Genomic DNA, 13,798 nt, shown 5'->3' with positions numbered 1-13,798 from the left:
GGGGGCGCCAGCGCCCGCTCAGCCCTCCTGTCCCTCCCTTGCGAAGCGCTTGGTCGCGGCGACCGCGTCCTGCCAGCGGGCCAGCTTTTGCGCGCGCAGGTCCGCATCCATCGCGGGGGTGAAGCGCGCGCTGGCCCCGCCCTGCTGGGCGAGGCGCAGGCCCGAATCGATCAGCCCGACCGCGCGCCCGGCGATATAGCCCGCGCCCACCGCCGTCGTTTCGAGGTTCGCGGGCCGCTCTATCGTCACGTCGAGAATGTCCGCCAGGAACTGGCACATCCAGTCGTTGCGGGCCATGCCGCCATCGACCCGCATGGTGCCCGCCGCCATCCCGTCGCTGGCCATCGCGGTCATCAGGTCGGCGGTCTGATAGCCCACCGATTCGAGCATCGCGGTGGCGATTTCCGCCGGGCCGGTCGCCCGCGAGATGCCGTAGATCGCACCACGCGCGTCGGGCAGCCAGTGCGGCGCGCCCAGCCCGGTCAGCGCGGGGACGAAGGCTATATCGGTGCCCGTATCGAGGCTGCGGGCCATCGCCTCGCTCTGCGCCGATTCCTCGATAATGCCGAGGCTGTCGCGCAGCCACTGCATCCCCGCCCCCGCGACGAAGATCGACCCTTCGAGCGCGTAGGCGAGTTCGCCAGAGAAGCGGTAGGCGACGGTCGAGATCAGCCGGTGGTCCGAGCGTACGATCTCCGCCCCGGTATTGAGGAGGATGAAGGCCCCCGTCCCGTAGGTCGCCTTGGCCTCCCCGGCGGCGTAGCACTGCTGGCCGATCAGCGCAGCCTGCTGGTCTCCCGCGATGCCGCGAACCGGGATCGGCCCGTCCGCGCCCTCCAGCTGCGCCGGGCCGAACTCCGCATCGCAATCGCGCACTTGCGGCAGCATCGCGGCGGGGATGCCGAACAGCTTCAGCAGATCCTCATCCCAAGCCAGTTTGCGGATATCGTAGAGGCTGGTGCGCGAGGCATTGGTGATGTCGGTCGCATGCACCGCGCCCCCGGTCAGCCGCCAAAGCAGGAAGCTGTCGATCGTCCCGCAGGCCAGCCGGCCCTGTTCGGCGGCGGTGCGCGCGCCGTCCACATTGTCGAGCAGCCAGGCGATCTTGGTGGCGGAGAAATAGGGATCGAGCAGCAGGCCGGTCCTCTCCGCAACCAGATCCTGCGCGCCGTCTGCACGCAGGCGCTCGCACTGCGGGGCGGTACGCCGGTCCTGCCAGACGATCGCGTTGTGGATCGGCTTGCCGCTCTCGCGGTCCCACACCACCACCGTCTCGCGCTGGTTGGTCATGCCGATGGCCTGCACCGCGAAGCCTTTCGTGCATGCCTGTTCGAGCGCATCGCGCGTCGTGGCGAGCGTCGCCTGCCATATCTCGTCCGCGTCGTGCTCCACCCACCCGCTCGCCGGGTAGATCTGCCGCAGGTCCTGCTGGCTCGTCGCAACCACCCCCATCGATGGATCGAACACGATTGCGCGGGTCGAGGTAGTGCCCTGGTCGATCGCGAGGATGGCTGGTTTCATGGCGTCTTGTCCGGTGTACAGGGGATCGTGCCCATTGGTCGATCAATGGCGGCGGATTGGCAAGGGTGCGTTCGCGGTAGTCCCAAGGCCCCCTTCATGCGATGGCTGCGTTGTCCTATCTGGAAGGGTACCGACACCCAGATTTCGGCCCCGACACCGGCCAGCGAGCGAACAGACATGCCAACCCCTCCCGCCCCATACGACATCGCCGTGATCGGCGGCGGCATCAACGGCTGCGGGATCGCACGCGATGCGGCGGGGCGCGGGGCGAACGTTCTGCTTCTGGAGGCGCGCGACCTCGCCAGCGGAACCTCGTCTGCCTCATCCAAGCTGATCCACGGCGGGCTGCGCTATCTCGAGCACTACGAATTCGGCCTCGTGCGCGAGGCGCTGGGCGAGCGCGAGCGGCTATGGGCGATCGCGCCGCACATCATCTGGCCGATGCGCTTCGTGCTGCCCCATGTGCAGGGCCTGCGCCCGCGCTGGCTGCTGCGCGTGGGCCTGTTTCTCTACGATCATATCGGCGGGCGAAAGAAACTGCGCACCGCGAAGAGCATCCGGCTGCGCGATCATCCTGCGGGCGCGCCGCTGAAGGCAGAATTCACCCACGGCTTCGTCTATTCGGATGCCTGGGCGGACGATGCCAGGCTGGTCGCGCTCAACGCGCGCGATGCCGCCGATCATGGCGCCGACATCCGGACCCGCTGCCGCGTCACCGCCTTCGCGCGCGAGGGCGACCTGTGGCGGATCGAGGCAGACGGAGAGACCTTCCTCGCCCGCGCGCTCGTCAATGCCGCCGGTCCTGCCGCCGTGCGCGTGCTCGAGGGGAGCGGGATCGAAGAGGACCGGCGCATGCGGCTGGTGCGCGGATCGCACATCGTGACGCGCAAGCTGTTCGACCACGACTTCGCCTATTTCTTCCAGCTGCCCGACGGGCGGATCTTCTTCGCGATCCCCTACGAGGAGGACTTCACCCTGATCGGCACGACCGACGCCGATCACGAGGGCGACCTCGCCCATGTCGAGGCGAGCGCGGAGGAGATCGCCTACCTGTGCGAGGGCGCGAGCCGCTTCTTCCGCCAGACCATCACCCCTTCAGACGTAGTCTGGAGCTTTGCCGGGGTCCGCCCGCTGGTCGACGACGGGTCGGGCAAGCCCGAGGCAGCGACGCGCGGCTACCAGCTCGAACTGTCGGACGAGGCGGAGGGCGCGCCGCTGCTCAACGTCTTCGGTGGCAAGCTGACCGTCTATCGCCACCTTGCCGAAGACGCGGTCGGCAAGCTCGCCACGCGGCTGAGCTTCGCACGTCCCGATGCATGGACCGCCACCAAACCGCTGCCCGGAGGCGATTTCCCGGCGGGCGAGGCCCACGCGCTGATCGCCCGGATCGCCGCGCGCTATCCCTTCCTAGGGTCCCGCACGCACCGCCGACTCGCCCATTCCTACGGGACGGATACGTTCGCGATCCTGGGCGAGCCCGAGAACCTGGAGGGGTGCGGCACGCATTTCGGCCACGGCCTGACCCAGCGCGAGGTCGACCACCTCGTGGCAAGGGAATGGGCGCGCAATGCGCAGGATATTCTGTGGCGTCGGACCAAGCTTGGCCTGCGCCTCGATGCGGACGAGGTCGCCGCGCTGGAGCGCTATCTCGAACGCTAGGCGGTCGCTTCGGAGCCCTTGGGCAGAGGCATGACGAGGCGGAACGCCGTCCCGCTGTCGCACGGGACATAGCCGCCGTCGGCGTGGAGCTGCGCGGACAGGGCCTGGACGATCCGCATGCCCAGCCCGGTCCCTTCCGCCGTGCGAGAGGCACCCTCGAAGCCGACCCCGTCATCCGCAATGGTCAGCACCAGATGCTCGCCCTCGATCCGGGTGCTCAGCGTGACCGTGCCCGCCTCGCCCGCAGGGAAGGCATATTTGGCCGAATTGATCGCCATCTCGACTACGATCAGCGCCAGCGGCACCGAATATTCGACGCCCAGTTCCACCCGCTCGCCCTCATGCTCGAAAGCATAGCGCACATCCCCCTCGGCATGGCCGATGGCCTGCACGACGTTGACCAGCAGGTCTTCCAGATACCCGACAATCTCGACCCGGTCGTGCGCGCTGGTATCGTAGAGCCGCTCGTGCACGCGGGCGACGGTTTCGACCCGGCTGCGCGCCTCGCGCAGGTGGCCTGCAAGTACCTCGTCGCCCATCCGCTCCTGCAGCTTGAGCAGCGAGGTGATGATCTGGAGGCTGTTCTTCACGCGGTGGTTGACCTCGTGCAGCAGCGCATCCTTGGTCTGCAGCGCGGTCTCAAGGTCGCGCTCGATCTCCTTGCGCGAGGTGATGTCGAGCGAGGCGAGAAACACCCGCGTATCCGAATTGCGCATCGGCGTGATCGTCGCGACGAACCAGCGGTGCACCCCGTCCGATTCCCACGGATATTCGACGATAGTTGGCTCTGCGGTCTGCTGTGCCTTGCGCAGCGATTCCATGATCCAGTCGGCATATTGCCTGCCCAGAACCGCGCGGCCCGATTGCCCGCACAGCGTATCGACCCCGAAGGCGGTCGCCATCCGCTGATTGCCCATCACTAGGCGGAAGTCGTCTTCCTCGACATCGATCACCGCGGTGTAGACGCCCGCCGTTTCGAAGAAGGCACGCACGGTCTCCTCGCTCTCGCGCAGTTCGTGGCGGGCGAGCATGGTGTCGGTCATGTCGCGAATGGTCAGGACGGCGCCGATCCGCTCCCCCTTCTCGTCGCGCAGCGGCCTCGCGCTACCGACCGCCCATATCTCGGTGCCGTCGGGCCGGCGGATGATCCATGGCGCGTCGAACACCTCTTCGCCGCGCACTGCGCGCACCAACGGCAGCTGCTCGAACGGGTGCGGATCGCCATCGACGGTGAACAGGTGGTAGCGGTGCGAATAGTCCTCCGGCTCGACATACAGGTCGGCAACGCCATGCATCTCGCGCGCGGCGTTGTTGACGTAGCGGATCGCGCCCGTCTCATCGGCGACGATGACCCCCTCGGCCAACTGGTCGAGCACGGGGGCGGAGGCGAGCTGGTCGAGTTCGAATATGGCGTGCGGCATTGTCGGGCGTGCTGATCCTGAAGCAACGTCCTTCGCGCCACCACCCGCAGCCGGACCAAACGGCGGTGCAATTATCACAGGCCGAAAGGCGGCGGAAGCTGCTGCGTGACGCCCGCGTCCCGGCGAGCGGGCCTAGCCTGCGGGCGACTCGGTGGTGCCCACTTCCTGGGCCTGCGGATTGTTGGGCACGAGGATCAGCGTACCCCCCTCCACCCGCCATTGGGCGAGGCGGCTGAGCAGGTTCATCCCGATCACGTTGGTTTCGCCGATATTGGGCGCGATCACCGCATCGAGCCCGAGGGCCGCGACATTGCCGAAGCGCAGTTCGTCCACCGTTGTGGTGGCGACCGAGATCGTGCCGTTGGCGGTGGTCATCATCACCGGCAGGCGATCGCGGCGCGGTTCCAGTCCGGCGGAGCGCGCTGTGTCGGCGGAAATCGCGGTCAGCGTGGCACCGGTATCGACGAGGAAGCGCGCGGGCACCCCGTTGACCTCGGCTTTGAGCCAGTAGTGCCCGTCCGGCGCGAGCGCGACGCGTGTCTCGCCGCCGACCACACTCTGTTCGGGCAGGCCGACATCGGACATCGCGACATCGAAGCGCGGATCCATCCGTGCCAGCTGGAGCACGATCAGCACCAAGACGCCGCACAACGCCAGCGTGGCCCCCGTGCTCATGATGCGCCCGATCAGGATATTGCGGCGGGCAAGCGCACCGCCGACCCATCCGATCAGGAGCGCGCCGACCGCCACGACCAGCAGCCCGCTCTGCGGGATGCTGCCGATGGTCGCGGCCAGCTGGTCGAACACAGGCTTTATGTCCATTTGCTCGATATAGAGCGTCGCAGTGCTCTATTCCATGAATGGGTTGCCCAAAAAAAACCCGGTCAGGGCGCGCGCCGCGGCACGCTCGCTTCGGCGAGGACCACGCTGAAGCGCCCCTCGCTGTCGAGCCAGCGCGCGATCGGCGTCCATTCGCCCGCCAGCAATTGCTTGTCCGCGCTGCGGCGGTCGAACTTGTGGCTGTTTTCGGTGTGGATCGTTTCGCCTGCCTGCATCGCGAATTCCTCTCCCGCGATCGTGAACGCGATATCCTCGGTCGCGACCAGGTGCATCTCCACCCGCGCGAAGAGGTCGTTCCAGCGGGCCGAATGTTCCAGCTTGTCGACCGGGATCGTGCCATCGAGCTCGCGGTTGACCCGCCGCGCGAGGTTGAGGTTGAACTCGGCCGTCACGCGCCCCGCATCGTCGTAGGCCGCTTCGAGCACGGAGACGTCCTTGATCAGGTCCATGCCGACCAGCAGCATGGAACCCTCGCCCAGCGTTTCGCGCATGGTGCGCAGCAGGTCGGTCGCGGTGCGCGCGACCATGTTGCCCAGCGTACCGCCCGGAAAGAAGCCGAGCTTGGGCATGTCGGCAACCTCTGGCGGCAGCTCCACCCGGCGCATGAAGTCGGCCTCCACCGGATGAACCGGCAGGCCGGGGAACTTGGCCGAAAGCTCGGCCGCGGCGGCGCGCAGGAAATCGCCGGCAATGTCGAGCGGGACGTAGGCCGCCGGATCGATGGCGGAGAGCAGCGCGGGGGTCTTCACCGAAGAGCCGCTGCCGAACTCAACCACCGCGCGCCCTTTGCCGATCGCTTGGGCAAATTCGGCCCCGCGGGTCTTCAGGATCTCGGTCTCCGCGCGGGCCGGGTAATATTCCGGCACCTGCGTAATGTCTTCGTACAGCTGCGATCCCGCATCGTCGTACAGCCAGCGCGCAGGGATCGCCTTCTGCTCCTCCCGCATGCCGGACAGCACGTCGGCGCGGAAGGCCCGGTCGACCCCCGTTTCATCGAGATCGACCAGCTTGAGGCCGCTATTGTCTGGCATCAGATATCCCTTGCGAGCCGCAGGCCGGTGAACTGCCAGCGCTGGTGCGGGTAGAAGAAGTTGCGGTAGGATGCGCGCGAGTGGCCCCGCGCCGTCGCGCAGCTCGCGCCCTTGAGGACGAACTGCCCGCTCATGAACTTGCCGTTATATTCGCCGACCGCGCCGGGCGCAGGCTGGAAGCGCGGGTACGGCAGGTACGCACTGCGGGTGAACTGCCAGCAGTCGCCGAACAGCCCGGGGGAGCCCACCGGGTGCGCCGGGCCTGCGGTGTCGAGCTGGTTGCCCTCGGCCGGATCGTGCGCGGGCGCCTCTTCGGCATGCTGGCCGCGCGCGACCGCTTCCCACTCGAATTCGGTCGGCAGGCGCGCCTTGTCCCATTGGGCGGCGGCCCAGGTCGCGAAGGCATCGGCCTCGTAATAGGAGATATGCGTAACAGGCGCATGCGGATCGCGCTTCTGCCATCCGGCGAGGGTAAAGTGCGCGTCGTCGCGCCAGTAGAGCGGCGCCGAAACGGCATTGTCGTTTACCCACGCCCACCCGTCCGAAAGCCACAGGCCTGCGGTCTCGTATCCGCCATCGGCGATGAAGGCATCCCATTCGGCATTGGTGATCAGCGTGTCGGAAAGCGCGAAGGGTTCCAGCAGCACCCGGTGGCGCGGACCTTCGCAATCGAAGGCGAACCCGTCGCCCTTATGCCCTACCGCCCCGATCCCGCCGGGATGCTCGGTCCAGCCGCGTGTCCGCGCCTCGGCCTTCGGCAAGTCGGCATCGAACATCGCAGGGCCGAGCGGGTTCTGGAACAGCGCGTGTTTGATATCGGTCAGCAGCAATTCCTGATGCTGCTGTTCGTGCGCGACGCCCAGCTCGATCAGCGGGGCGAGTTCGGGATCGCCCAGCAGATCGCCCATCGCCTGCGTCACATGCGCACGCCAGCCGAGCACTTCCTCGACGCTGGGACGCGAAAGCATCCCGCGCGAAAAGCGCCCGATGCGTTCGCCCTCGGCCTCGTAATAGGAATTGAACAGGAACGGCCAGCGCTCGTCGTGCAACCGAAAGCCGTCGAGGTGATCGCGCAGCAGGAAGGTTTCCCAGAACCACGTCGTATGCGCGAGATGCCACTTGGCGGGCGATGCATCTTCCATCGACTGGATGGTCGCATCGCTCTCGCTCAGCCGTTCGCACAGCGCTTCGGTCAGCGCGCGGGTGGCGGCAAAACGCTCCGCGAGCGGGCTTACCTCTGCCTGCGTTTTGAGTCTTGTCGAAGCCACGGATTCTCTCCCACCTGGCGAGCAATCCTGACCCACCCTAGAGAGAGGAATGCCGGAGAGGAAACCCGGTTTCCGGAATTACCCTTTGTATAGTCCAAAGCAGCAGGTAGCGGCCCCGGGCAGGCTCAGGCTGCGGCGGCCGAGCGGTCCACCTGCGGCTGCAGCATCTCGGCGATCGAGAACGCCAGTTCCAGCGCCTGCGCCGCATTGAGCCGCGGATCGCAATGCGTGTGATACCGGCTGGAAAGCTCCGCATCGGTGATCGCCACGGCCCCGCCGACGCATTCGGTGACGTTCTGCCCGGTCATTTCCAGATGCACGCCACCCGGATAGCTGCCTTCGGCGCGGTGGACGGCGAAGACATCCGCCAGCTCGGCCTTGATCCGGTCGAAGGGCCGCGTCTTGTAGCCGCTTTCCGACTTCACGACGTTGCCGTGCATCGGATCGCTGCTCCACACCACGGGGTGCCCTTCGCGCCGTACGGCCCGGATCAGCCCCGGCAGGTGCGCTTCCACCTTGTCGTGCCCGTAGCGGGTAATGAGCACGATGCGCCCGGCCTCGCGTTCCGGGTTGAGCGTGTCGAGCAGCTTCAGCAGCACGTCCGGATCGAGGCTGGGCCCGCATTTCACGCCGATCGGATTGCGGATGCCGCGCATGTATTCGACATGCGCGCTGCCTTCGAAGCGCGTGCGGTCGCCGATCCAGACCATGTGCGCGCTGGTATCGTACCATTGCCCGCTGCCCGGATCGCGCCGGGTCAGCGCCTGTTCGTAAGGCAGCAGCAGCGCTTCGTGGCTGGTGTAGAAATTGGTGCCCTGCAATTGCGGCAGTTCGGACGGATCGATCCCGCAAGCGGCCATGAAGTCCATCGCTTCGGTGATCCGGTCGGCCATGGCGGAGAATTTCTCCGACCATTGCGAACGGCCCATGAAGTCCAGCGTCCAGTCGTGCACCTGCCGCAGGTTGGCATAGCCGCCGCCCGCATACGCGCGCAGCAGGTTGAGCGTGGAGGACGCCTGATAATAGGCGCGCACCATGCGCTGCGGATCGTTACGGCGTGCCTCGGGCGTGAAGTCGATCCCGTTGACGTTGTCGCCGAAATAGCTCGGCAGAGTGACTTCACCCTGGGTTTCGGTGTCGCTGGAGCGCGGCTTGGCGAACTGGCCCGCCATGCGGCCCACCTTCACCACCGGCAGCGATCCGGCATAGGTGAGGACGACCGCCATCTGCAGGATCACGCGGAAGGTATCGCGGATCGTATCCGGCGCGAATTCGGCGAAGCTTTCCGCACAGTCGCCACCCTGCAACAGGAAGGCCTCGCCCGCCTGGACCCGCGCAAGCTCTCCCTTCAGCGCATCGGATTCGCCGGCGAAGACCAGCGGCGGGCAGCTGCCCAGCTCCGCCTCGGCCTTGGCCAGCGCCTCGGCATCCTCGTAGGCGGGCAGGTGCTTCGCCTCGAAATTCGTCCAGCTGTTGGGGCTCCAGTCGGAAGCCATGGCACTATGCTCTTTTTGTTCGATCCGTTCGCTTAGGCAAAACGACTGGCAACTGCGATGCGCGCACGCAACCCCATTTGTTCTTTAGTGGCTGTCGATCTGCCTTCGCGAAACCCCGTCACTCGGGCAGATCGGTCCCCTCGGGCACGATCGCGATTTCCAGCGGCTCGCGGCTGGCGAGATATTTCGCCGCCAGCGCCTGCATGCGTTCGGGCGTGGTCTGCGAATAGTCGTCGAGCAGCGAACCGATCGCCCGCAGGCGCTGCGGATCGCGGCTCGCGCCGCGCAGCTGCCACATCCAGAAGCCGTTGCCGGTGGTCGCGCGCAGGATCGTCTGCCGCAGCGGCTCGGTCACCCGCGCCAGTTCGTCGGCAGTCGGGCCATTGGCGGCAAGATCGCGCACGATCTCGTGCGATGCGGCGTAGAAGGGCTGCACATCGTCGGGCCGTAGCTGGGCGAGCGCGATGATCGTCCCGCCGCCGACATCGTCCATCGGCCAGTCGACGCGCACCTGCGGCGCATAGCTGGCCCCGGCACGCTCGCGCATCTCGTCGAACAGGCGGTTCATCACGATCTGGCCGAGGATTTCGAGCTGGCGGCTGTCGCTGACCTGCGCAAGCCCGCTGCCCACCGGCCAGGCGACCACTGCCGCCGCCTGGTTGGCGTCGCCGCGGTGGTAGAGCACCTCGCGCCCTCCCGCCTCGGGCTCGGCGGGTCGCGGCGCGAAGCCTGCCGGGTCCAGCGGAGCGCGCGGGGGCAGCGCCCCGAAGCTCTGCTTGAGCGCTTCGATCGCGCCGGCACGGTCGAAATCGCCGAAGATCATCACCTCGATCTCGCCCTGCTTCAGCAGCGGTTCCCACACCTCGCGGAAGCCTTCCACGCTCGTCCCCTCGATCATCGCGGGGCTGGGCGTGGCGAAGCGCGGGTCGCCATCGCGGATCAGGCTTTCGAGATCGCGATTGAGCAGGCCCGCCGGGCTGGTGGAATAGGTATCGTAGGCCAGCCGCGTGCCCGCCTTCGCGCGCTCCACGGGTGCGGCGTTCCACTCGGGCAGCGCCAGCTTGGCGGCGAAGAGGTAGAGCTGGTCGGCAAGATCCGCCTGCCGCGTGTTGGCGGAGAAGGTGAAGGCGCCCTGCCCGACCGCGAAGTTGAAGCCCAGCTTGCGCCCGGTCGCCAGACGGTCGAGATCTTCCTGGTCGAGCCCGGCCAGTCCCGAACTGATCAGCGCGGTCTCGCCCAGCGTGATGTAGGGTGCATCATCGGCATCGAAGGCGCGAATGCCCGCACCGAAGTGCACGTTGACCGCCACCCGGCCCGGTTCGGCATCGTTCGACCACAGCAGCGCTGTGACCCCGTTGGCCAGTTCCACCCGCTCGATGTCGAGCACACCCAGCGGGCCCGCCGAGACGACTTCGCCGGGCGCGCCGATCTTGGGCAGCTGGTCGAAATCGACCGTGCTCGCGGCGATCCGGGCGGAGCCGTCGGCCTCGACCGGCGCGGCCAGCGCAGCGCGCAGCGCAGCGGCACTCGCCTCGCCTTCTTCGGGGGTGACGTAGACTCCGCGAATCACCTCTCCGGCGAACAGCGCCTGCGTGCGTTCGAGAACGCGCTCGGGCGTGATCTTCTCGCGCATTCCGCGAAACACCTCGAGCACGGTCTCGGCCGAGGCGACCGTCTCGCGAATGTCGACCGCGTTGACCAGCGTGTCCGCCAGATCGGCGCCGGGTTCGACCTCGGCTTCCTCGACCCCCGCGACGAAGGCCACGTCGAACTCGGCGATCTCGCGCGCGAGCTCTTCCTCGGTCGGCGGATTGGTGGTCGCATCGGCGATCACCGCGCGCACATCGGCCAGCGCCGCCTGCCAGTCTTCGGTCAGCGGAGCGAAGCTGACGAAGGTCGCATCGGTGCTGCGGCTGACGTCTTCCTGCTGGACCTGCGCATAGAGATAGTCGCCGCCGCCACGCGCCCGCGATTCGAGCCGCCGGTTGATCAGCGACTGGGCGAGCGCATCCATCAGCAGGCCCTCGTTATATTCGATGGTGTCCTGCACCGGCCGCCAGTCGCGCAGGATCGAAAAGGTCAGCGAACGCGGCAGGTCGGGCTCGACCAGCACGCCGGTCTCGCCGACCGGGTTGGCCGGATCGACACCGGCGGGGGCCTGCGGATCGCCGAAATCGGGCTCTGCGGACACGTCGCCTGCAACCTGCCAGTCGCCGAAATACTTCTCGATCAGGTGGGCGAACACGCGCGGATCGGCGTCGCCGGCGACCGCGATCACGGTTTCCTGCGGGCGATACCACCGCTCGTGGAAGGCCTCGACCGCGTCGGCGCTCGCCGCCAGCAGCGTTTCTTCCGCGCCGATCGGAGGGCGGCTGGCGAGCCGCTGCCCCTTGAAGAAGACTTCGCGGCTTTCGCGGCTCACCCGTTCGGCGGCGCCGCCGCGCTCACGCTTTTCGGCCAGCACGATCGGCACCTCGGCATCGATGTTCGTCTGGCTGAGAACCGGTGCCTGGATCATGCCCGAGAGCAGGCGGAAAGCCTCGTCCAGCTTCGCGGGATCGGCTTCGGGCAAGTCGAGCTGGTACACCGTCTGCGTCGGGCTGGTCAGCGCGTTGGTATCATTACCGAACGTCGCGCCGAGGCGTTGCCAGGTCGGGATCGTCTCGCCCACGCCGAGATAGCGCGACTGGCGGAACAGCAGGTGTTCGAGCAGGTGGGCAAAGCCGCGCTCCTCCTCGCTCTCGAACAGCGAACCGGCGTCGATGCGGATCCGGATCGAGACCTGGTCGGGCGGGACGCCGTTGTCGCGGGTCGCGTAGCGCAGGCCGTTGTCGAGCACGCCGAAACGCCATTCCCGGTCGACCGGGATATTGCTGCCTTCGTAGAGCCACGGCGTCTCGTCGGCCGGCTGCAGCGAGGCGGGTTCTGGAAGCGCGCCGCTCTGCGGCGTCGGGGGCGAGAGCGCATTGCCCTGGGTGCGTGCCGGTTCGGCAGGCTGCCGGGGCGCCAGATCGGACGATTGCGGGGCCGGTGCGCTCGAGGTGGCAGGCTCGATCGTCGCCTCGAGAGAGGGCCCCGGGGTCGCACAGGCCGCTGCAAGGAGAGGGAGAATCAGCGCAAGGCGGCGGAACGCGAACGGAAATGCATGCATGAGGTCAGCCTATAGGGGGCCAGGAAGTGAAGGTCGGGTGAACATCGGCGGCAGAAGGAGACGGGAAAAGGGGCAAGAGTGCGGGCGCACATCCCGATCCATCATCCGACAAAGACGAGCCATCGCTTGTCGCGTTCCCGCCGCGCACCTACATTCGGTGGCGATGTATATAGAAACCGAAACCACGCCCAATCCCGCCACCCTCAAGTTCCTGCCCCAGCGGCAGGTGATGCCGCAGGGCACGCGCGACTTCGCCAGCCCCGAGGATGCGGAGGCGAGCCCGCTGGCGCAGGCGCTGTTCGACACCGGCGAGGTCACGGGCGTGTTCTTCGGGTCCGACTTCGTCTCCGTGACCAAGGGCGAAGGCGCACAGTGGACCGATCTCAAGCCGCAGGTCGTCGCGGTCCTGCTCGACCATTTCGTGTCCGAGGCGCCGCTGTTCCACGGCGGCAGCGCGGCGGGCATCGCGGTCCCTGCCGAGGAAACGCTGAGCATCGAGGAAGACCCGGCGGACGCCGACATCGTCGACCAGATCAAGGAACTGCTGGAAACGCGCATTCGCCCTGCGGTCGCGGGCGACGGCGGCGACATCGCCTATCGCGGCTACCGCGACGGGGTGGTCCACCTGCAGTTGCAGGGTGCGTGCGACGGCTGCCCGTCGGCCACCGCCACGCTCAAGCACGGGATCGAGGGCCTGCTGAAACATTACGTTCCCGAAGTCGTTGAGGTGCGGGCGGCCTGATCGCCCCCTCCCCCTTCACGGACCCCGAAAGAAAAGAAGACCCCATGACCAAGCAGTTCCACGGCCACGAATTGTCGCACGAAGCGCTCGAACAGCTGTTCCTCGAAGCGCGCAGCTATAATGGCTGGCTCGACAAGGACGTGTCCGAGGATCAGCTGCGCAAGATCTACGATCTGCTGAAGATGGGGCCGACCTCCGCCAATCAGCAGTCCGCGCGCTTCGTGTGGTGCACGTCGCAGGACGCGAAGGACCGCCTCGCCAAGCACGCGAGCGAGGGGAACAAGGAAAAGATCAAGACCGCGCCGGTCTGCGTCGTCATCGGTTACGACATCGATTTCCATGAAGAACTGCCGTGGCTGTTCCCGCATACCGATGCGAAGAGCTGGTTCGAAGGCGATGTCGAGGGCCGGATCACGCAGGCCAAGCGCAACTCCGCGCTGCAGGGCGCTTACCTGATGCTGGCCGCACGCGCGCTCGGCCTCGATTGCGGGCCGATGTCGGGCGTCGACCTGGAAGCGGTGACCGAAGAATTCTTCGCCGACCAGCCGCAGTATCGCGCCGACTGGATCTGCTCGATCGGCTATGGCGACAAGGAGACGATCTTCGATCGCAGCCCGCGCCCCGATTTCGAAAAATTCAACCGCATCGCCTGACGCATTCTGGGCTAGG

The 13,798-nt window shown here is 67.1% G+C and carries 10 protein-coding genes; 3 read left to right on the top strand and 7 right to left on the bottom strand.

Features of this window, described 5'->3' with window-relative positions:
- Positions 1 to 18: 18 nt before the first annotated feature.
- Positions 19 to 1,521, bottom strand: a complete 1,503-nt coding sequence (gene glpK / locus ACYQ0L_RS13885; RefSeq protein ID WP_459789931.1) for a glycerol kinase GlpK — start codon at positions 1,519 to 1,521, stop codon at positions 19 to 21.
- 177 nt (positions 1,522 to 1,698) lie between these two features.
- Between glpK and glpD the strand changes: the two genes are divergently transcribed.
- The gene (gene glpD, locus ACYQ0L_RS13880; RefSeq protein ID WP_459789930.1) at positions 1,699 to 3,180 is read left to right on the top strand and encodes a glycerol-3-phosphate dehydrogenase; all 1,482 of its coding nucleotides are present in this window, start codon (positions 1,699 to 1,701) and stop codon (positions 3,178 to 3,180) included.
- Here glpD and ACYQ0L_RS13875 read toward each other — a convergent pair.
- The 6 genes from ACYQ0L_RS13875 to ACYQ0L_RS13850 form a co-directional block, all read right to left on the bottom strand.
- Entirely contained in the window at positions 3,177 to 4,601 is a 1,425-nt protein-coding gene (locus ACYQ0L_RS13875) for a sensor histidine kinase (protein WP_459789929.1), read from the bottom strand. The genes glpD and ACYQ0L_RS13875 overlap by 4 nt on opposite strands.
- Positions 4,602 to 4,733: 132 nt before the next feature.
- Positions 4,734 to 5,423, bottom strand: a complete 690-nt coding sequence (locus tag ACYQ0L_RS13870) for a retropepsin-like aspartic protease family protein (protein ID WP_459789927.1) — start codon at positions 5,421 to 5,423, stop codon at positions 4,734 to 4,736.
- Between the two features lie 62 nt (positions 5,424 to 5,485).
- The gene (egtD, locus tag ACYQ0L_RS13865; protein WP_459789926.1) at positions 5,486 to 6,472 is read right to left on the bottom strand and encodes an L-histidine N(alpha)-methyltransferase; all 987 of its coding nucleotides are present in this window, start codon (positions 6,470 to 6,472) and stop codon (positions 5,486 to 5,488) included.
- Complete coding sequence (gene egtB / locus ACYQ0L_RS13860; RefSeq protein WP_459789925.1) at positions 6,472 to 7,740, bottom strand: ergothioneine biosynthesis protein EgtB; 1,269 nt, start codon at positions 7,738 to 7,740, stop codon at positions 6,472 to 6,474. The genes egtD and egtB overlap by 1 nt, the downstream gene beginning before the upstream one ends.
- 125 nt (positions 7,741 to 7,865) lie before the next feature.
- Positions 7,866 to 9,236: a class II 3-deoxy-7-phosphoheptulonate synthase gene (locus ACYQ0L_RS13855; protein ID WP_459789923.1), complete on the bottom strand. Its 1,371-nt coding sequence runs from the start codon at positions 9,234 to 9,236 to the stop codon at positions 7,866 to 7,868.
- Between the two features lie 118 nt (positions 9,237 to 9,354).
- Positions 9,355 to 12,387, bottom strand: coding sequence for a M16 family metallopeptidase (locus ACYQ0L_RS13850; RefSeq protein WP_459789922.1), 3,033 nt, complete (start codon positions 12,385 to 12,387; stop codon positions 9,355 to 9,357).
- Positions 12,388 to 12,550: 163 nt separating this feature from the next.
- Here ACYQ0L_RS13850 and ACYQ0L_RS13845 point away from each other — a divergent pair, with 163 nt between their 5' ends.
- Together ACYQ0L_RS13845 and ACYQ0L_RS13840 are read left to right on the top strand one after the other, a co-directional pair.
- Positions 12,551 to 13,129: a NifU family protein gene (locus ACYQ0L_RS13845; protein WP_459789921.1), complete on the top strand. Its 579-nt coding sequence runs from the start codon at positions 12,551 to 12,553 to the stop codon at positions 13,127 to 13,129.
- A 44-nt stretch (positions 13,130 to 13,173) separates the two neighbouring features.
- Entirely contained in the window at positions 13,174 to 13,782 is a 609-nt protein-coding gene (locus ACYQ0L_RS13840; protein ID WP_459789919.1) for a malonic semialdehyde reductase, read from the top strand.
- Positions 13,783 to 13,798 lie beyond the last annotated feature (16 nt).

This window comes from Alteriqipengyuania triglochinis (assembly GCF_054655655.1).
Note: the sequence above shows the minus strand (reverse complement) of the source record. Positions and strands in the feature narration are given on the sequence as shown.

Coding starts and splice junctions, on each gene's coding strand:
- glpD (WP_459789930.1), top strand. CDS start 1,699: ATGCCAACCCCTCCCGCCCCATACGACATCGCCGTGATCGGCGGCGGC.
- egtD (WP_459789926.1), bottom strand. CDS start 6,472: ATGCCAGACAATAGCGGCCTCAAGCTGGTCGATCTCGATGAAACGGGG.
- ACYQ0L_RS13870 (WP_459789927.1), bottom strand. CDS start 5,423: ATGGACATAAAGCCTGTGTTCGACCAGCTGGCCGCGACCATCGGCAGC.
- ACYQ0L_RS13875 (WP_459789929.1), bottom strand. CDS start 4,601: ATGCCGCACGCCATATTCGAACTCGACCAGCTCGCCTCCGCCCCCGTG.
- ACYQ0L_RS13840 (WP_459789919.1), top strand. CDS start 13,174: ATGACCAAGCAGTTCCACGGCCACGAATTGTCGCACGAAGCGCTCGAA.
- glpK (WP_459789931.1), bottom strand. CDS start 1,521: ATGAAACCAGCCATCCTCGCGATCGACCAGGGCACTACCTCGACCCGC.
- ACYQ0L_RS13850 (WP_459789922.1), bottom strand. CDS start 12,387: ATGCATGCATTTCCGTTCGCGTTCCGCCGCCTTGCGCTGATTCTCCCT.
- ACYQ0L_RS13845 (WP_459789921.1), top strand. CDS start 12,551: ATGTATATAGAAACCGAAACCACGCCCAATCCCGCCACCCTCAAGTTC.
- ACYQ0L_RS13855 (WP_459789923.1), bottom strand. CDS start 9,236: ATGGCTTCCGACTGGAGCCCCAACAGCTGGACGAATTTCGAGGCGAAG.